At 46.6% G+C, this 16590-nt stretch carries 20 protein-coding genes and 1 pseudogene; 17 read left to right on the top strand and 4 right to left on the bottom strand.

Annotated features, from left to right (window positions below):
- Positions 1 to 88: 88 nt before the first annotated feature.
- Positions 89 to 1915: an ABC transporter ATP-binding protein gene (locus tag L3556_RS04250; RefSeq protein WP_277866068.1), complete on the top strand. Its 1827-nt coding sequence runs from the start codon at positions 89 to 91 to the stop codon at positions 1913 to 1915.
- Between the two features lie 40 nt (positions 1916 to 1955).
- Positions 1956 to 2204: a Ycf34 family protein gene (locus L3556_RS04255; RefSeq protein ID WP_277866069.1), complete on the top strand. Its 249-nt coding sequence runs from the start codon at positions 1956 to 1958 to the stop codon at positions 2202 to 2204.
- A 46-nt stretch (positions 2205 to 2250) separates the two neighbouring features.
- On the opposite strand, the gene L3556_RS04260 is transcribed toward L3556_RS04255, so the two are convergent.
- Both L3556_RS04260 and L3556_RS04265 read right to left on the bottom strand, forming a co-directional pair.
- A complete protein-coding gene (locus L3556_RS04260) occupies positions 2251 to 3012 on the bottom strand; it encodes a potassium channel family protein (RefSeq protein WP_277866070.1) in 762 nt (253 codons plus the stop codon).
- Complete coding sequence (locus L3556_RS04265; RefSeq protein ID WP_277866071.1) at positions 3012 to 4118, bottom strand: potassium channel family protein; 1107 nt, start codon at positions 4116 to 4118, stop codon at positions 3012 to 3014. The genes L3556_RS04260 and L3556_RS04265 overlap by 1 nt, the downstream gene beginning before the upstream one ends.
- A gap of 255 nt (positions 4119 to 4373) precedes the next feature.
- Here L3556_RS04265 and L3556_RS04270 point away from each other — a divergent pair, with 255 nt between their 5' ends.
- The 11 genes from L3556_RS04270 to L3556_RS04320 all read left to right on the top strand — a co-directional run bounded on the left by L3556_RS04270 (position 4374) and on the right by L3556_RS04320 (position 12252).
- Positions 4374 to 4589 (top strand): DUF433 domain-containing protein, encoded by a 216-nt coding sequence (locus L3556_RS04270; protein WP_277866072.1) that lies wholly within the window; start codon positions 4374 to 4376, stop codon positions 4587 to 4589.
- Between the two features lie 497 nt (positions 4590 to 5086).
- Positions 5087 to 7468, top strand: coding sequence for an NACHT domain-containing protein (locus L3556_RS04275; RefSeq protein ID WP_277866073.1), 2382 nt, complete (start codon positions 5087 to 5089; stop codon positions 7466 to 7468).
- 157 nt (positions 7469 to 7625) lie between these two features.
- Positions 7626 to 8348: a BON domain-containing protein gene (locus L3556_RS04280; RefSeq protein WP_277866074.1), complete on the top strand. Its 723-nt coding sequence runs from the start codon at positions 7626 to 7628 to the stop codon at positions 8346 to 8348.
- Positions 8349 to 8387: 39 nt separating this feature from the next.
- Positions 8388 to 8525, top strand: coding sequence for a hypothetical protein (locus tag L3556_RS04285; protein ID WP_277866075.1), 138 nt, complete (start codon positions 8388 to 8390; stop codon positions 8523 to 8525).
- Between the two features lie 513 nt (positions 8526 to 9038).
- Positions 9039 to 9221, top strand: coding sequence for a CsbD family protein (locus L3556_RS04290; RefSeq protein WP_277866076.1), 183 nt, complete (start codon positions 9039 to 9041; stop codon positions 9219 to 9221).
- A gap of 289 nt (positions 9222 to 9510) precedes the next feature.
- On the top strand, positions 9511 to 9837 hold the full coding sequence (locus L3556_RS04295) for a CsbD family protein (RefSeq protein ID WP_277866077.1): 327 nt from the start codon (positions 9511 to 9513) through the stop codon (positions 9835 to 9837).
- A 39-nt stretch (positions 9838 to 9876) separates the two neighbouring features.
- A complete protein-coding gene (locus tag L3556_RS04300; protein WP_277866078.1) occupies positions 9877 to 10032 on the top strand; it encodes a lmo0937 family membrane protein in 156 nt (51 codons plus the stop codon).
- 227 nt (positions 10033 to 10259) lie between these two features.
- Positions 10260 to 10415 carry a hypothetical protein gene (locus L3556_RS04305; protein ID WP_277866079.1) on the top strand — a complete coding sequence of 52 codons (156 nt, stop codon included), beginning with the start codon at positions 10260 to 10262 and terminating at the stop codon, positions 10413 to 10415.
- 80 nt (positions 10416 to 10495) lie between these two features.
- The gene (locus L3556_RS04310; protein ID WP_277866080.1) at positions 10496 to 10852 is read left to right on the top strand and encodes a tachylectin-related carbohydrate-binding protein; all 357 of its coding nucleotides are present in this window, start codon (positions 10496 to 10498) and stop codon (positions 10850 to 10852) included.
- Between the two features lie 279 nt (positions 10853 to 11131).
- Positions 11132 to 11428 carry a 30S ribosomal protein S20 gene (gene rpsT / locus L3556_RS04315; protein ID WP_277866081.1) on the top strand — a complete coding sequence of 99 codons (297 nt, stop codon included), beginning with the start codon at positions 11132 to 11134 and terminating at the stop codon, positions 11426 to 11428.
- Between the two features lie 14 nt (positions 11429 to 11442).
- Positions 11443 to 12252, top strand: a complete 810-nt coding sequence (locus tag L3556_RS04320; protein ID WP_277867595.1) for a TatD family hydrolase — start codon at positions 11443 to 11445, stop codon at positions 12250 to 12252.
- Between the two features lie 282 nt (positions 12253 to 12534).
- Here the strand turns inward: L3556_RS04320 and L3556_RS04325 are convergent.
- Positions 12535 to 12648 (bottom strand): annotated as a pseudogene (locus L3556_RS04325) (chlorophyll a/b-binding protein); the annotation flags it as partial.
- A gap of 260 nt (positions 12649 to 12908) precedes the next feature.
- Between L3556_RS04325 and bchM the strand changes: the two are divergent.
- The 3 genes from bchM to L3556_RS04340 all read left to right on the top strand — a co-directional run bounded on the left by bchM (position 12909) and on the right by L3556_RS04340 (position 14893).
- Positions 12909 to 13604, top strand: coding sequence for a magnesium protoporphyrin IX methyltransferase (gene bchM, locus L3556_RS04330; RefSeq protein ID WP_277866083.1), 696 nt, complete (start codon positions 12909 to 12911; stop codon positions 13602 to 13604).
- A 33-nt stretch (positions 13605 to 13637) separates the two neighbouring features.
- Positions 13638 to 14216, top strand: coding sequence for a Uma2 family endonuclease (locus L3556_RS04335; protein WP_277866084.1), 579 nt, complete (start codon positions 13638 to 13640; stop codon positions 14214 to 14216).
- 101 nt (positions 14217 to 14317) lie between these two features.
- Positions 14318 to 14893, top strand: a complete 576-nt coding sequence (locus tag L3556_RS04340) for a Uma2 family endonuclease (protein ID WP_277866085.1) — start codon at positions 14318 to 14320, stop codon at positions 14891 to 14893.
- A gap of 8 nt (positions 14894 to 14901) precedes the next feature.
- Here L3556_RS04340 and rpmB read toward each other — a convergent pair whose 3' ends face one another.
- The gene (rpmB, locus tag L3556_RS04345) at positions 14902 to 15138 is read right to left on the bottom strand and encodes a 50S ribosomal protein L28 (protein ID WP_277866086.1); all 237 of its coding nucleotides are present in this window, start codon (positions 15136 to 15138) and stop codon (positions 14902 to 14904) included.
- 418 nt (positions 15139 to 15556) lie between these two features.
- Between rpmB and plsX the strand changes: the two genes are divergently transcribed.
- Complete coding sequence (gene plsX, locus L3556_RS04350) at positions 15557 to 16582, top strand: phosphate acyltransferase PlsX (protein ID WP_277866087.1); 1026 nt, start codon at positions 15557 to 15559, stop codon at positions 16580 to 16582.
- The last annotated feature ends 8 nt before the right edge of the window (positions 16583 to 16590 follow it).

Here is a 16590-nt window from a genome sequence, read left to right on the forward strand (position 1 = left end):
GTCCGGATTTGTTTAGAGCAGGCATTTAGGCCTTTAGAGCGAATGGTCGTTATCATAGAATTTACTATAGATCCTTAGAGCTTTGAGAATGGTTTCTGATTCTGCTAGTCTAGTATCCCGTCAAGATCAAAGTGACTGGCAATTGTTTCGACGAGTAGTTCCCTATGCCCGTCCCTACACCTTAGCACTGGTTTTTAGTGGACTGCTCCTCATTCCCTTGGCGGCATCCGCAGCCCTCCAACCCATTATTATTGGTCAGGCCATTTCATTCCTGCGGGGTGAAGAGAGTACCTATGCCTTTCTGAAAGCCCTTAGCCTCACCCAGGGAATTGACCTCCTCAGTTTGCTGTTATTACTCACGGTCTTAACCCGCTTTAGTCTCCAAGCGATTCAAGGGTACTGGGTACAAAAAATTGGTCAGTGGATTACGACGGATATTCGCCAAGACCTGTTTACCCATGTGAGCCAACTCTCTGCCCGCTTCTTTGATCGTACGCCCGTGGGCAAGCTAATTACCCGTCTCACCAGTGATGTGGATGCCCTAGGGGACGTCTTTGCCACCGGGGCCGTGGGGGTGATTAGTGATCTCTTTTCAATTCTGGTGGTGATTCTGACGATGTTTGTGCTGGACTGGCGACTGGCCAGCCTCCTAGTCACCTTTATCATTCCGGTGACGGGGTTAATTATTTATTTTCAGCATCGTTTTCGCCTGGCCAACTATAAGGCACGGGAAGAACTGTCCGTTCTCAATGCAAATCTCCAGGAAAATATTATTGGTATTGGTGTTGTCCAACTGTTTCGCCGGGAGGCCGTTAATAGCAATCTCTTTCGCCAGCGGAATCGTAAGTACATCAAGGAGGTGGATCGCACGATCTTTTATGATTCTGCGGTTTCGGCCACGTTGGAATGGATTGCCTTTGTGGCGATCGCCGGGGTGTTGTACCTAGGGGGTAGCTTAGTGGAGCAGGGACAGATTGATTTTGGTATCCTGGCCACCTTTATCCTTTTTTCTCAGCGGGTATTTGACCCATTACGGCAATTAGCGGAAAAATTTACTACTGTCCAAGCTGGGTTTACGGCGGTTGAACGGATTACCGATATTCTGAATCAACCCATTGAAATCCAGGATCCCGACTATCCCCAATGTGAGTTGAGTGGTCAGAAAGATACCGATGCCTATCTAGGGAAAGTGGAATTTAACCATGTCTGGTTAGCCTACAAGGATGATGAATATATTCTTGAGGATCTGAACTTCACGATTCATCCAGGGGAAAAGGTGGCGATCGTTGGCCCCACTGGTGCTGGAAAAAGTTCTCTGATTCGTTTGCTCTGTCGTCTTTATGAAGCCACCCGGGGTCAAGTATTGGTGGATGGGATTGATGTACGGGATTTGCCCCAGGCAAGTCTCCGTCGCCATGTGGGGGTAATTCTCCAAGATAATTTTCTGTTCTCAGGGGATGTGAAAACCAATATTGCCCTAGGAGATGACTATAGTTTTGCCGAGATCCGGGCGATCGCCGAACAGATGAATATTTCTGCCTTTATTGAGCAACTGCCCCAAGGCTACGACACCCTATTGCGTCAACGGGGAACCAATCTTTCCGCCGGTCAGAAACAACTCCTGGCCTTCGCCCGGGTCGCCATTCGTAATCCCCGCATTCTGGTGCTAGACGAAGCCACCGCCAACTTAGACGTGGGCACGGAAGCCATGATTCAAGCTGCCCTAGACAAACTTCTGATCAACCGTACCGCCATTATTATTGCCCATCGCCTCGCTACCATTCGCAATGTGGATCGCATTCTCGTCCTGAAACGGGGGCGGCTGATTGAACAGGGTTCCCACAATGAATTAATGGACGCCAATGGTGTCTATGCCAATCTTTACCATCTCCAATCCCTGACGGCTTCCCAATAAATGAGATAAAGTAAACTCATGCAACTGGGGAGGTTTAGCCGTGTGCATCTGTGTTAATTGTGCCTACGTCGATCGCTGCCATACGTACCATGCCGTGGAAGAGCAGCATCAACAACCCCACCTCACCGCTGACCCCACCTTTGAACCCCTTGAACCGACGATTAATGTGAATATCCGCACCATTGACGAAGAAATTCAATTGGAGTGGGATGTGGTTGGTTGTGCCAGTTTTAGTCTAGAGTCCGGCCGCTGGGCCCAATTGCGTCCTGGAGAACTGGTTCCCACCTGAATCTTTCCCCAGTCTGAGCTTTTTCCCAGTTTCTAAACTTAAGCACTCATAATTTGCGGCCGCGGTAACGCATTTGATAGCGATAACCATTTTGCTGAAAAAATAGTTTAATGTCCGGCGATCGCCCCAGGGTAATGACCGTATCTTGGCTTTCTAGGGTAAAGGCCATCCCCAACTGGTTCACTAACTCCCCACTATAGCGACGGATGGCAATGACAATAAAGGCCCCCTTACCCTTGGCCTCTAGATCGGCGATCGCCAGGCCCATCAAGGGGGAATCCGGGGGAAGGGTAAACTGCTCAATTTGTACATCCAACTGGGTCAATAACTCAATTAAATGACTCCGTTCTGCCTTCGCTTCTAGAAAATCTAAAATGGTGGGCCGGGTAATCAACTGCACCATCCGCTGGGCACTGATACTGGCGGGCAAAATCACATGATCCGCCCCCGCCAAACGTAATTTGGGTTCAGTGGCGGGTAAATCACCCCGGGCTAAGATGCGGAGATGGGGATTCAGCCCCCGGGCCGTTAGGGTGACAAAGACATTACTGGCATCATCGGGGAGAACCGCCGCCAAGGTAGTGGCCCGCTCAATTCCCACCGCCAAAAGTTCCGTTTCATCCATGAGGTCATCGCCGCCATGGATCAGATAGCCCTTGTGTTCCCCTTGGCGCAGATGCTCCGGGTCATTGTCAATCACCACAAAGGTGAGACCGGCGGCGGTTAATTCACTGGCGAGACTACGCCCAAGATAACCAAAACCACAAATAATAATGTGTTGATTTAGGGCCGCCATCGCATCCGTCATCAGCCCTTTGCTCCCCGATATTGCAACTGTCCCCGGGCACTATATTCCCGCACAAATTTAGGACTATCCTGGCAATGGCCGAGGACAATCAGGGTATCCCCCACTTCCACAATGGGATTACTGCTGGGGGGCAAGAGGATTCCGTTATGTTTCCGTAGACCGACAATCACAAAGGCTCCCTGGCCCCGTACCTCTAGACCCGCTAATCGCCAACCAATGTAGGGATAATTGGGGGTAATGGGTAATTCTTCTAACTGAACATCAATGTGGCCAAGAAGTTGGTTGAGGGCTTGGCGATCGCCGGTTTGTTCCAGAAAATCAATGCCACTGGGTTGCAGAATCAGATTTGCCATTTGGGTCGCACCAATGCGGGTGGGTAATACCACATGATCGGCTCCGGCAAGGCGTAACTTTTCTTCTGTGGCGGGTAGATTGGCCCGCGCTAAAATGAGCAGATTGGCTTTGACATGGCGGGCGGTGAGGGTGATAAAGACATTCATGGTGTCATTGGGCAGAACCGTAGCCAGGGCGATCGCCCGATCAATGCCCACCATCCGTAAACAGTCTTCTTCCGTGGCACTGCCTAAATAGGCCAGGTAGCCCAATTCCTCCGCCAGAATCACCCGTTGACTATCATTATCCAGAATAACAAAGGGGGTTTGGGTTGCCATGAGTTGCTTCGCCATGACTTGACCAATCCGGCCAAACCCACAGACAATAACATGCTGATTGAGCTTACTAATATCGCGGGCGGCCCGCTGCACATCTAACAGTCGCTTGATTTCCCCCTCAGTGAAGATCTGCAAAACCGCACCCACAATATAAATGGCAGAGGATGTTCCCGCCACAATCACAAACATATTGAAGATACGTTGCTCCGGGGAAAGGAGGGGGTGAACTTCGCCGTAACCCACACCAAAAACGGTGATCACATACATGTAGGCGGCATCGATCGCACTCCAGCCAAAGCCCATGTAACCAAACACCGCGATCGCCATGGTGGCAATAAATAGGCCAATCCCCACCATTAACCGCTGAAGGGATTTTTTCATCGGCTGGGACTTTTCTAACCCTTGGCGCAGTCGTTCGCGTTTTTCAACGTCCATGGGAATCGTTGCCCCAGCAGAAGGAGAGTGATTTTGACTCTAGCGGGGTCATCCTTGGGGATAATGTATCAAAACATACGAATGGAATTAAAAATCCCCGTAACATTATTCATTGGTAAAATAGAGACAGATAAAATACCTTCAAGATTTCTCCCCTGCCCCCTACTATTTTCATGCCCTATGAGAATCTTGATGGATGTACCCATTAATCAGTACTACCATTTTGTTAGAGAGTAAGACGTTGACAGGCACTTTATGAAGTTAGAGCGAATTACATTAAATCCAAATGTGATGGGTGGGAAGCCTTGTATTCGAGGATTGAGAGTCACTGTGGGTACCATTGTTGGCTTAGTAGCGTCTGGACAGTCTCTTGAAAACATCTTGATGGCCTATCCATATTTAGAGCGAGATGACATCCTAGCCGTATTAGCCTATGCCGCTTGGCGCGCTGAGGAATACGAAGTTAGCTAAAACGATTTGGGGATGACTTAAAATCTGGAGCTTTGGTCACGGTGGACATTGAACGAGTAAGAGTCCGCATTCTTGCGATCTAACCCTTGGCGCAATCCTTCGCGTTTTTCAACGTCCATGGGAATCGTGGCCCCAACAGAAGGAGAGTGATCCTGACTCTAGCGGGGTCATCCGTGGGGATAATGTATCAAAACATACGAATGAAATTGGAACACACCTTAGGTTTTTATTGGGTATGGCATGAGTTTTTTCTCGCCTAATTTAAGTTAAATAACATCAAATATTTATCCATTCAAAAATTTAGCATGAAATCTTTTTTAAGAAAAGCATAAAATTGTTATATTTAGCATGAAATCTTTTTTAAGAAAAGCATAAAATTGTTATATTTTGTAAATTAAGTTACAATGAAAATATACAAAAAACATTAAATATTGGCAAAAATGTTTCAGTATCGTTCTAGGTCTTAATTATGATCTTAATTATGAGTTGTATAGGTTATGGGCAAGCGATCGCTTCGAGCTTCGGCATCGGGTATTCAACGGGCTAAACGGGCCTTTTTTGTAAAGGGTTGGACCCAGGACAATTTAGCTGGGGAAGTGGCTCTAAAAACCCGTCAACCTATTTGGCGATTTTTCACTGGAAAACCCGTTGATCGTTATACCTTTATAGAAATTTGCTCTGTCCTAGAGTTAGAATGGCGAGACATTGCAGATAATCCCCCGGCAGATTTTCCTGAAACTGGAACCAGTGTTCAGAAGCACTTATTAGAGATGGATGCCCTAGTGGAAAAGGTGCGCTTTCACTATCGGGAAACGCTTGAGAGCCAGTGCGGTATCTTGCAACTTCTGGATGTTAATCGTCCGGTCAAAATCGATGACATTTATGTGGATGTCAACATTTTAGAAGAAATCGTCAGTCTCCAAAACCTTGAGATTTCTGATTTTAATAATATTGATCTTGCCCACTTCGATCGCATTGGTTTAGGAGCCGTTGACCTTAAGCAAATTCCTGGACTTCAGGCGGTGGAAACCTATAAAAAACTTAGGGTGTTAGGTAAGCCCGGTGTCGGCAAAACCACCTTCCTAAAATATCTGGCGATTCAGTGTAATCGAGGTGAGTTTGCTAGGGATCTGGTTCCATTTTTTATATCTCTAAGAGATTTTTGTGAAGAATCAAAACAACAAGAATCAAAACAACAAGAATCAAAACAACAAGAATCAAAACAACAAGAATCAAAACAACAAGAATCAAAACAACACAGTAGCTTCAATCTGTTTCACTACATCCATCAGGCATTCATCACCGCCGGTATTCCTGAGTTATCGTCCCTAGATACATTATTGCAAAAAGGGCGAGTTCTCTTGTTGCTGGATGGTCTGGATGAAGTTCCTAGTAAAGACATCGCGGCTGTTGTAAACCAAATCCGCAAATTTGCCAATCGCAATCCTCGCAATCATTTTATTGCTTCTTGTCGGACAGCGGCCCAACAGTTGCAACTCCAAGGCTTTACGGATGTAGAAATTGCCCCCTTTACCCAGGCCCAAATTACGATCTTTGCCCAAAAGTGGTTTGTTGCCGTTGCCCAAAAAACATCCCTATTATCGGGTCAGGAACAGGCAGAGCAATTTATCGAAAAGTTAGAGCTACCGGACAATTGGCAGTTTCGTCAACTGGTGGTCACTCCCCTATTTTTGCATCTGGCCTGTTGGGTTTTTCAGGGTCGGAATACCTTTCCGATCAAGCGGACAGATTTTTATAAACAAGGGTTAGATCTCCTCTTGGGAAAATGGGATGCCACAAAAGGGATGGAACGGGATACCCTATACCGCGACTTTTTAGTTCCCCAGAAATTAAGGCTCCTCAGTCATTTAGCCGCTATTACCTTTACCCAAGGTCAATTCTTTTTTGAACAAAGTACGCTGGAAAACTATATTAGCGATTATTTATCCACCACCTCTTACACCGATCTCCAATCCGAAGAACTAGAACTGGCCAGTAAGGCCATTCTCAAGGCGATCGAGGCCCAACACGGATTTTTAATTGAACGGGCCCGGGGGATTTTTTCCTTTTCCTATCTGGTCTTTCAGGAATATTTTACTGCCCGTAAAATTGTGGCCAATCATAATCTTCAATCCTTGGATCAGGCCCTAGGGGATTTGGTTAGTCACATTACGGATCCCCACTGGCGAGAAATCTTTCTACTCACCGCATCAATGCTGCGGAGTGCGGATTCCCTGATTCAACTCATGAAGCAACGAATTGATGCCCTGGTCTCCGAAGATTCCTATCTACAGGAATTTTTAATGTGGGTCAGCAGAAAATCCCAAACGATCCCCAGATATCCCAAACTAGCCACTACTCGGGCCTTTTATCTAGCTCTGACCCAAGCTCCCCAAATCACCAAGCACTTTACCCTTGCCAGTACCTTAGATCAGGGAATTCTCCTGGATGCGGCCCTAGATCATTTAGTCCTGATGCAGGGAGATCGCCTCGATGTAGATGCTGTAGATGCCTGCAATAGCTCTTTGAAGTCCATTTTAGTCATGATTATCGAGCCTGGATTCGCCAAAGCTCTGGAACAGTTAAGGGAACAATTACCGGTTGATCAAAGCAGCGATCGCATCAATGAGTGGTGTGATGAATATTATGGCGTTTGGGTAGAACAACTACAGGGGGCGATCGCCAACTATCGCAATATTAGCCATCCCTGGGAATTTACGACTGATCAGCAACGTATCCTACGAAGCTATTACGACGCAAATCAACTCCTAGTGGATTGCTTAAATAGTCCCTGTGAAATCACCAAAAGCATTCGTCAAGATATTGAAGCCACCTTGCTTTTGCCCAAGAAAGAATTAGAAGATCGAGAATGGGAATAGAGCATGGACAACAAAATCAAAGCAAAGGACATAATCAGTTGCAAAAACTAGACAAATAAAACAAATCAAACAATCAATCCAACCTAAAATATACCTGATTTCAAACAACCCCTTGCTATACTCAAGGAGAAACATTTCAAATAGAGTAAACACTATAATGAATGCCAATGATCCTAAAAATCCGAATCGTACTATCCATCGACAGTATAAGGATTCATCAGGAATTGTTCATACAGAATATAAAGATGCCCATGGGAACATTAGAACTGAATATCGGGATGCTCAAGGAGTATTGCACAATGATGACAATGCATTTCTCGATAGTAGCCCTGCGGAACAGCGACGCATTAATGCCGACAGTAACATCACCAAGACTGTCCTAGTTGGGATCCTTTTTGTCTTTTTTGGCAGCCTCATTGCCGGAACCGTCTACTACATGACCCAACGCAATAATCCCCAGTCTGTCACGGTCATGAATGTGCCGGATTATGCAAAGGATGAACCCCAGCCATCTCCCCAAGCCCCCCAATCTACGGAGACCAATATCAATATCACCTCTGAACCTAGTTCTTCCCAACCAGCCCAAGCTCCTCAGTCCAGTGAAACCAATGTAACGGTTTTACCTTCGTCCCAGTCCTCTCCCGAAGCTGCCACCCCCTCTCCAGGGCGATCGGACAGTGACATCAAGGGTGAAATCACCTCTAAGTTTCAAGCTAGCTTGCCGAATAATCGTCTCAATGTTGCCGTTCAAAATGGCAATGTCACGGTATCAGGGACAGTAGAAAAACCCGAGCAAATGCAACAGATTCAATCTTTGGCCAGCTCTGTTTCAGGAGTCAAAAATGTCAACGTGAGTGCAGCCACAGTCTCATCATTTTAGCCCCTTGCCCCATAACAACAAATGAGCGGCAGAACAGTTATGTCCAAAGATAAAAAAGACAATAAAGAGCCGAAGAAAACTAAATCTCCCTCGGATGCTACAAAAAAGGCAAAGAAAGATCCCAAGCGTCATGATGGCCCCGTACAGCGCCTATTTGATCATTCCCGTGAAAAATAGTTCTCTGGTCTAGGGTGCAAAATAACAGTCATTCTGTTTCCTTCAATCGATCCTCATAATTTATACACGCGGTAGTCTATTCCTTGGAATGATTACCGTTTCTTCATGGTTGATCTGACCCTAGAGTTAGGGTCTTTATTTTTCAGAATTTTCAGGTCACTGGTGATGACAAGACCAAGGGAGACTGAAGAGGTATCCATTCACCCAATGTTTTATTTAGAACAGCTTATTCAGGATCAAGGGATTACAAATATAACGATTTGCATCAAAATCAACCAACTTATACATTTCTTAGCAAATCACTCTGGAAATAAAACATCGATGTATCAAAGTAATACATAGGGTACGTTATTTACCCCTTGGTGATAGTCATGGTAGTCAAACAAAAACAAAGACACGTAAAAAGCTTTTTAACGACCTTTGTGCTGCTAAGTTGTTTTACTTTCATTTATCTATCCCAAAAATCTGGTAAGCGTCTCTCTTAAATTCAATCTAATTAAATGGGAATTCATTATGGGTTTGCAAGATCGCGCTAAGGCAACTGCCAAAAATGTCGAAGGTAAAGTCCAAGAGGGTGTCGGTAATATGACAGGAGACTCAGAGGCTAAAGTAGAGGGCAAGAAAAAGCAGGTCGAAGCTAATATTGGCCATGCAATCGAAGATGTCAAAGATGCCGTCAAAGACATTATTGATTAATTGAGTGATGGGATTTAGGCAAACGTCATTCAGAGAAATAATTCAAGCATAATGCTTGCATTTTTCTTCTTGTGAACGATTAATTTCTTTTTCCTGAACACTCAATGGGGCGGCGTATATAAAAACAATGGCATCACGATTTTAACTTTCTTACCGAGTTAAAGGGCCATTGCTTCATACATCTACGCCGCCAAATCAAAAATTTTCATTCTATTGGTCTATCCAAATCTACCGTTTATTGCCCTACCATTGATTGTTTTGTGTTATTCATTTATTGAAGGTCAAGAACATGAATTCATTTCGTCAGGTGAGTGGCTTTTTCATGATGATGGGCCTAGCTATTATGCTGGCAATCACGATCACGTTTAATTTCGGGAATACCGATAGCTGGGCCGCAGAATTACCCTTGCAATCTACAGGTTCTTCCATCCAGATTGCAACCCAGAATCAAGCCAGGGCTAACCAAAAAGAACTAGAAGGCAAAGTGCAAGAAGGGTTTGGTAAAGCCACAAATAATCGCCAGGAGCAGTTGATTGGCAAAAGCAAGCAGGTTGAAAGTCAGGTTCGCAACGCGATCGAAGATGTCAAAAACAATATTCAAGATGCCATGAATTAACGTTCCATCCTTTTATTTCAAGTGTAAATGGAGAATACCATGTCAAATCTAGTTTGGACGATTGTTGTAGTCCTTTTCATTCTTTGGTTGTTAGGTTTTTCGATTAATATTGGCGGCGGCTTGATCCATCTCCTTTTGGTTTTAGTATTGATTGGTATTGTTTATAACTTATTTACGGGGCGACGAATAGGATAGGATCATCTTTTTATCTTTATCTCCATCTCCACTGTTATCAAGAAATGGATCCCTGTGAAAAATTTTTATTCCCTCCTTCCCTGTTGATGATTATCTAACTCATGCAATGCCATGTCATTTTTTTTCTCATAATGGTTATGAAAATGTCATACTCTACCACAGATTCAAAATCCAAAATGAATTTACCTCGGCAACATTATGACTGCCATGATTGTGGGCAATATTCTATGGAAGATGATCAAACCCAGTACATTCCGCTTGTGATTCGTCAGCTAGTAGATCGATTTTTAGAAGAACAACTAGCTTTTACTCATATTACTCGTGTTACTGGTGTTCCCGAACCTTGGCTAAAGCAATACATCCATACCTATCCAAGTGATTAAATTATGGATTGTTTTCAATTTATAAATTTAAAATAGGAATATTCTGATTTCTTGAGTACTTTAATGACAGCAATGAGTTAATGTGGTATCGCCATACGGGCTGGCAAGATGGTTCGGATCGTTGGGTGAATACCACAGGGATGAAAGTTGGCTCTGACTGGGATTTTGAAAACGTCTTTGTTGGTGGCAATGGTGTCATCTACGGACTGAAGTCAAATGGTGATTTATATTGGTTCCGCCATGATGGCTGGCAAAATGGTTCCAACCAGTGGGCCAATGGTGGAAATGGTATAAAAATCGCCTCTGGCTGGGACGTTAAAACTGCCTTTTCAGACAGCAAGGGCCTGATCTATGGAGTTAAGCCCAATGGTGATTTACATTTATATCGTCATATATCATATAGGCTGGCAAGATGGAACCAATCGCTGGGGCAATAATAATGGCGTAAAAATTGGCTCCGGCTGGAACTTCCGCTCTGCCTTTACCGGCAGTGATGGTACGATTTTCGGCATTCTTCCCTAGGTTGAATTCCCGTCGATCTTAGGGGCAGCCCACTGGGGTAGACCTTCACTCCCAATCTCTCTCCCAAAACGGGGAAGGGATTTTTTTATCCGGGTACCCCTCCTATTTCGGGAGTAGTCCAAAGAATCTGCTACAATGGTTGTTTGTCGAGATACATCCTGACCTAAAGAACATTAAGAGAACAAAGGTGTCCTGTGGCCAACATTAAATCTGCCATCAAGCGCATTGACATCACCGAGCGGAATCGCTTGCGGAATAAGGCGTATAAATCCGCGGTCAAAACCCTGACCAAGAATTACATTCAAGCGGTGAACGATTATAGTAGTAATCCCGAACCCGAAGCCCTCGTTGAGGTGCAGTCTCGCCTATCTACGGTGGTCAGTAAAATTGATAAAGCAGTGAAGCGGGGCGTTCTTCACCGGAATACCGGTGCGCGGCGGAAGGCCCGTCTAGATCGGATTTTGAACCAGGCGATCGCCCCCAAGGGTTAAAGCTAACCATGACATTGCTCCTCGCGGATACCCATGTTCATTTGAACTTTCCTGACTTTGGGGCAGATATCGAAGAGGTCGCCCAGCGATGGCGGGCAGCTGGCGTTGTGCGGTTGGTTCACTCCTGTGTCGAACCCAAGGAATTTCCGGCCATTCAAACCCTGGCTCAACAGTTTGATGAACTGTACTATGCCCTGGGTCTCCACCCCCTAGATGCAGAGCAGTGGCAACCCGACATCCAGCGGGAGATTCGTCACCAGGCAACCACGGCCCAGGAAACCGATGCAAAATTTGTGGCGATCGGGGAAACGGGTCTGGATTTCTATAAAGCAGATAACCGCGAGCAACAAACGGCGGCCTTCTGGGGACAGTTACAAATTGCCCATGACCTGGATCGCCCCGTCATTATTCACTGCCGAGATGCTGCCCCGGAGATGGCCCAAATTCTACACCGATTTTGGCAAGAGTATGGCCCCGTTCGTGGTGTCATGCATTGTTGGGGAGGGACACCGGCCGAGACAGAATGGTTCTTAGACCTCGGTTTTTATATTAGCTTTAGTGGCACGGTGACATTTAAGAAAGCCCTCACCATCCAAGCATCAGCCCAGATGGTTCCCAGCGATCGCCTACTATTGGAAACCGACTGTCCTTTTTTAGCTCCGGTGCCCAAGCGGGGAGCCAAGCGCAATGAACCCAGCTATGTGGCCCATGTCGCCCAGCAGGTCTCCCAATTACGCCAGGTTGATCTAGAAGAACTAGGCCGTCAGACCACCCTCAATGCCTGCCAGTTGTTTAACTTGCCTGTACCCAGTGGCCTAGTCTGAAGTTTCTTTCTAACTACCAACACGCCTCATCCAGTCCCGGAACCCCTAGACATCTCTAGACATCTGGGGTGGGAAGAGCCAGCAGCAGCTGAGTTCACCAATGGTATTGTTTAGGAACTGTTCAATGCAGACCATCAAGCTCAGGAAATTAACGAGCTGTGGCCAGGGACTCGTTATCAGCCATAAATTCTAACCAGCCAAATCGTTCAATAAAGAAAAGAGGTCTGAAACCAGACCCCTTAAAACACTTTGACCGCTGAAATTTGGGAGAATATCTAGAACCTAGAGCAGGCCCCAGAAATGTAGCACCCCTTGCTGGGTTAGTAATTCTGTCAATAGAGCGGCAACAAAACCAATCATGGCTAGGCGGCCGTTCCAGATTTCGGCTTGGGGAGTAAACCCAAATACCCAAGCGTTGCGATCTTCTGTCTTGATAGTTTTTGTGTCTTCCATGGTTTTGACTCCTGATTTAACCCTGTGACTACACTGTAACAATTCTTCACCGATTTCGCAACATCTCTTAACAAAATTTCGCTACGGTCTCCCCTTTTCTCGGCTCAATCAGGTTTCTGTCCCTGTTCTGGGCGATCGCCCGGCCATAGAAACATCGCCATGGCACAATGAATAGGGCAATTTTGACCCCAATTGGGATGAGTATGACGACCCTTGAGCAGCCCCAGGACGATAAAACAATTGTCCAGAACTATTTCAACAATATTGGCTTTGATCGCTGGCAACGGATCTATGGCACTGGAGACGTCAGCAAAGTACAGGCCGATATTCGCCTGGGCCACCAACAGACCATTGACACCGTTTTGGCCTGGCTACGGCAAGAGGGCAACCTGAAGGGGCGGCTGATCTGTGATGCTGGTTGTGGTGTGGGTAGTTTGAGTATTCCCCTAGCCCAAATGGGTGCGAGGGTCTATGCCAGTGACCTATCCGCAAAAATGGTGGATGAGACCCGTCGCCGCTCCCAGGACATCCTCGGACCAAAGGATGAACTCATTCTTTCGGTTGCGGATCTAGAAACCCTCGTTGGCCGATACCACACGGTTATTTGCTTAGATGTCCTCATTCACTATCCTGATTCCCAAATGGCCGCCATGCTCAACCACCTCAGCAACCTAGCCGATCGTCAGCTAATTCTAAGTTTTGCCCCTAAAACCGTGAAATATACCTTACTAAAAAAAGTAGGTGAATTTTTCCCTGGCTCTAGTAAAGCCACCCGTGCCTATCTCCACCCGGAAACGGCGATCGCCGAAATTTTGCATCAATTGGGTTGGCGCATTGAGCGGACAGCAATGACCAAGACTCGTTTTTATTTTTCCCAGTTAATTGAGGCCCGCCGCTAAAGTAAAGATAATACAGGCTTTGGCATCATCGATATGGCAGCTTTAACCCTTCATCTTCCGCCAACATGGTCCCTCACCCCCGATCAGTTTGAAACCCTTGTGCAGGAAAATCGTGATCTACGCCTAGAAATGAGTGCAAGGGGAGAATTAGTCATTATGCCACCCACGGGCGGGGAAACGGGCAACCGCAATTTTGAACTGTATCTTGATCTGGGATATTGGAATCGTCAAACAGGACTAGGCAAAGCCTTTGACTCCTCAACTGGTTTTGTGCTTCCCAATGGGGCGCGGCGATCGCCGGATATGAGTTGGATTCCCCTTGATCGATGGCAGGCCCTTTCTAGCCAACAACGGCGCAAGTTTTTACCCCTATGCCCCGATTTTGCGGTAGAACTCCTGTCCGACTCCGATGATCGGCAGGACACCCAGGCAAAAATGCAGGAATACCTGGCCAATGGACTCCGCCTCGGTTGGTTGATTATCCCCGACACTAAGGAGGTGGAAATTTATCGCCCCCACCAAGATGTAGAGTATCTCACCGAGGCGATCGCCCTATCGGGAGAAGTTATTTTACCAGGGTTTGTCGTGAATTTGAAACCCATTTTTGGGTAAGGAAACGAGTTCTCCAAGAATGGTACGACACTATCCTACGCTGAACGGCATTAGTGAACTACATTAAAGTAAAAATTGATATAGGCTTTGGCAGCGTCGGTATGGCAGTTTTGACCCTTCATCTTCCCCCAACATGGTCTCTCACCCCCGATCAGTTTGAAACCCTTGTGCAGGAAAATCGTGATCTACGCTTAGAAATGAGTGCGAGGGGAGAACTAATCATTATGCCACCCACAGGCGGGGAAACGGGTAACCGTAATTTTGAATTAGCTGGACAACTTTGGTTATGGAACCGTCAAGCAGGACTAGGTAAGGCCTTTGACTCCTCAACTGGTTTTGTGCTTCCCAATGGGGCACGGCGATCGCCGGATATGAGTTGGATTCCCCTAGAGCGATGGCAAGCCCTTTCTAGCCAACAACGGCGCAAGTTTTTACCCCTATGTCCCGATTTTGCCGTGGAACTCCTGTCCGACTCCGATGATCGGCGCGACACCCAGGTAAAAATGCAGGAATACCTGGCTAATGGCCTCCGTCTCGGTTGGTTGATTATCCCCGACACTAAGGAGGTGGAAATTTATCGCCCCCACCAAGATGTAGAGTATCTCACCGAGGCGATCGCCCTATCGGGAGAAGACGTTCTACCGGGCTTTGTCGTGAATCTTCAAAATATTTGGTAAATAGAACCCTAAAGCTTGCGTAGATCCAAACCCGCTTCCTTGGCAAAGGCACTTAATCCTTTCCGTTCCAGGGTTTTAATCGCTTTTGTTGAAAGACGTAAACGCACCCAACGCTTACCTTCCGGCCACCAAATCCGCTTCCACTGTAGATTCACTTCCTGGAGCTTTTTGGTACGCCGATGGGAGTGGGAAATGGCATAGGCATTATTTGCTTTTTTTCCGGTTAACTGACAAACACGACTCATGACATTAACATCCTAAATACTTGCTCACAGAATTCACGGACAGGCGTAACGAAACAGGACTTACTCTAGCACCTGATCTATACCGGAGACTTACCCAGAATTTTTAGAGTAACATAAACTCAGCGATCGCGACAAACTTTTTCCCAGCAAAATTTTAGGCAGTGATCTGAGTAGTTCTGGGCAGTATGATTATGAAGGCTATCGCCTTTTACCAAAATAGAACCCAAAATGGACGCTTTTCCAAGTCTCCAGGTAATATAAGGGCATTAGCAGGTAATGCCAGCTGCAAAATTCCCCAAGGGTCAACAGAATGATTTCTTGATTTTTTATTCTTTAGTTAATTCATTCTCACTTGTGCGGGGAACAGGGTAGCCTATCTGCTAAAATTCTGGAGGATTTTGTCATAAGAGTTCAGGACATGACTCGCGCACGCATTGCTATTGATGCCATGGGCGGCGACTACGCCCCCGATGAAATTGTCGCCGGAGCCTTAAGGGCGCGGGAAGAACTGGATGTCGAAGTCCTTCTCGTTGGTGACCCAGAAAAAATCAATCGCTATCTCCAGGAACACGCCCCCAGCACCACCCCCGAAATTATCCCCGCCACCGACGTTGTGGAGATGAATGAAGTTCCCCTCGTTGCCCTCAAGCGTAAGCCCAATGCGTCGATCAACGTGGCCATGGAGTTGGTAAAAGCGGGGCAAGCCGATGCGGTGGTTTCCGCCGGACATTCTGGGGCCGCCATGGCCGCAGCCCTACTTCGCCTAGGTCGTTTACCAGGGATTGATCGGCCGGCGATCGGAGCAGTTTTGCCCACCTTGATGGCCGGAAAGTCCGTTTTGGTCTTAGATGTGGGGGCAAACGTAGACTGTCGCCCCAAATACCTAGAGCAATTTGCGATCATGGGGTCTATCTACAGTAAGTATGTTTTAGACGTGCCCGATCCCAAGGTGGGCCTCCTCAATATTGGTGAAGAAGACTGTAAAGGGAATGATATTGCCGTTGGCGCGAATCAACTCCTGCGGAAAAATAAGCAAATTTCATTCCTGGGCAATGCCGAAGGGCGGGATGTGATGTCAGGCCAGTTTGATGTGATTGTCTGCGATGGTTTTGTGGGCAATATTCTGCTCAAATTTGCCGAATCCCTCGGTAGTGTCCTCGTCCAAATCCTCCGGGAAGAATTGCCACGGGGCTGGCGGGGGCGCATAGGGACGGCCTTCCTCCGACCCAACCTCCGCAAGATTAAGCAGCGAATGGATCACGCCGAGCATGGCGGTGGTTTACTCCTCGGCGTAGATGGGATTTGCATCATTAGCCATGGTAGTTCCCAAGCACCCTCTATTTTTAATGCCATTCGCCTGGCCCAAGAGGCGGTTGATCATCAGGTTTCTCAACGTATTCAAGCCTGCTATCAACAAGCCGTTGCCCTTGAGGATCAAAATTAGTGACGTGG

The sequence above is a fragment of the Candidatus Synechococcus calcipolaris G9 genome (assembly GCF_029582805.1).
In the GTDB taxonomy this organism is placed as follows: Bacteria; Cyanobacteriota; Cyanobacteriia; order Thermosynechococcales; family Thermosynechococcaceae; genus Synechococcus_F; species Synechococcus_F calcipolaris.

Bases quoted from the DNA above. Each gene is read 5' to 3' on its own strand.
- L3556_RS04250 (WP_277866068.1), top strand. From the start codon at position 89: ATGGTTTCTGATTCTGCTAGTCTAGTATCCCGTCAAGATCAAAGTGAC.
- L3556_RS04260 (WP_277866070.1), bottom strand. From the start codon at position 3,012: ATGACGGATGCGATGGCGGCCCTAAATCAACACATTATTATTTGTGGT.
- L3556_RS04265 (WP_277866071.1), bottom strand. From the start codon at position 4,118: ATGGACGTTGAAAAACGCGAACGACTGCGCCAAGGGTTAGAAAAGTCC.
- L3556_RS04270 (WP_277866072.1), top strand. From the start codon at position 4,374: ATGAAGTTAGAGCGAATTACATTAAATCCAAATGTGATGGGTGGGAAG.
- L3556_RS04275 (WP_277866073.1), top strand. From the start codon at position 5,087: ATGGGCAAGCGATCGCTTCGAGCTTCGGCATCGGGTATTCAACGGGCT.
- L3556_RS04280 (WP_277866074.1), top strand. From the start codon at position 7,626: ATGAATGCCAATGATCCTAAAAATCCGAATCGTACTATCCATCGACAG.
- L3556_RS04285 (WP_277866075.1), top strand. From the start codon at position 8,388: ATGTCCAAAGATAAAAAAGACAATAAAGAGCCGAAGAAAACTAAATCT.
- L3556_RS04290 (WP_277866076.1), top strand. From the start codon at position 9,039: ATGGGTTTGCAAGATCGCGCTAAGGCAACTGCCAAAAATGTCGAAGGT.
- L3556_RS04295 (WP_277866077.1), top strand. From the start codon at position 9,511: ATGAATTCATTTCGTCAGGTGAGTGGCTTTTTCATGATGATGGGCCTA.
- L3556_RS04300 (WP_277866078.1), top strand. From the start codon at position 9,877: ATGTCAAATCTAGTTTGGACGATTGTTGTAGTCCTTTTCATTCTTTGG.
- L3556_RS04305 (WP_277866079.1), top strand. From the start codon at position 10,260: ATGGAAGATGATCAAACCCAGTACATTCCGCTTGTGATTCGTCAGCTA.
- L3556_RS04310 (WP_277866080.1), top strand. From the start codon at position 10,496: ATGTGGTATCGCCATACGGGCTGGCAAGATGGTTCGGATCGTTGGGTG.
- bchM (WP_277866083.1), top strand. From the start codon at position 12,909: ATGACGACCCTTGAGCAGCCCCAGGACGATAAAACAATTGTCCAGAAC.
- L3556_RS04335 (WP_277866084.1), top strand. From the start codon at position 13,638: ATGGCAGCTTTAACCCTTCATCTTCCGCCAACATGGTCCCTCACCCCC.
- L3556_RS04340 (WP_277866085.1), top strand. From the start codon at position 14,318: ATGGCAGTTTTGACCCTTCATCTTCCCCCAACATGGTCTCTCACCCCC.
- rpmB (WP_277866086.1), bottom strand. From the start codon at position 15,138: ATGAGTCGTGTTTGTCAGTTAACCGGAAAAAAAGCAAATAATGCCTAT.
- plsX (WP_277866087.1), top strand. From the start codon at position 15,557: ATGACTCGCGCACGCATTGCTATTGATGCCATGGGCGGCGACTACGCC.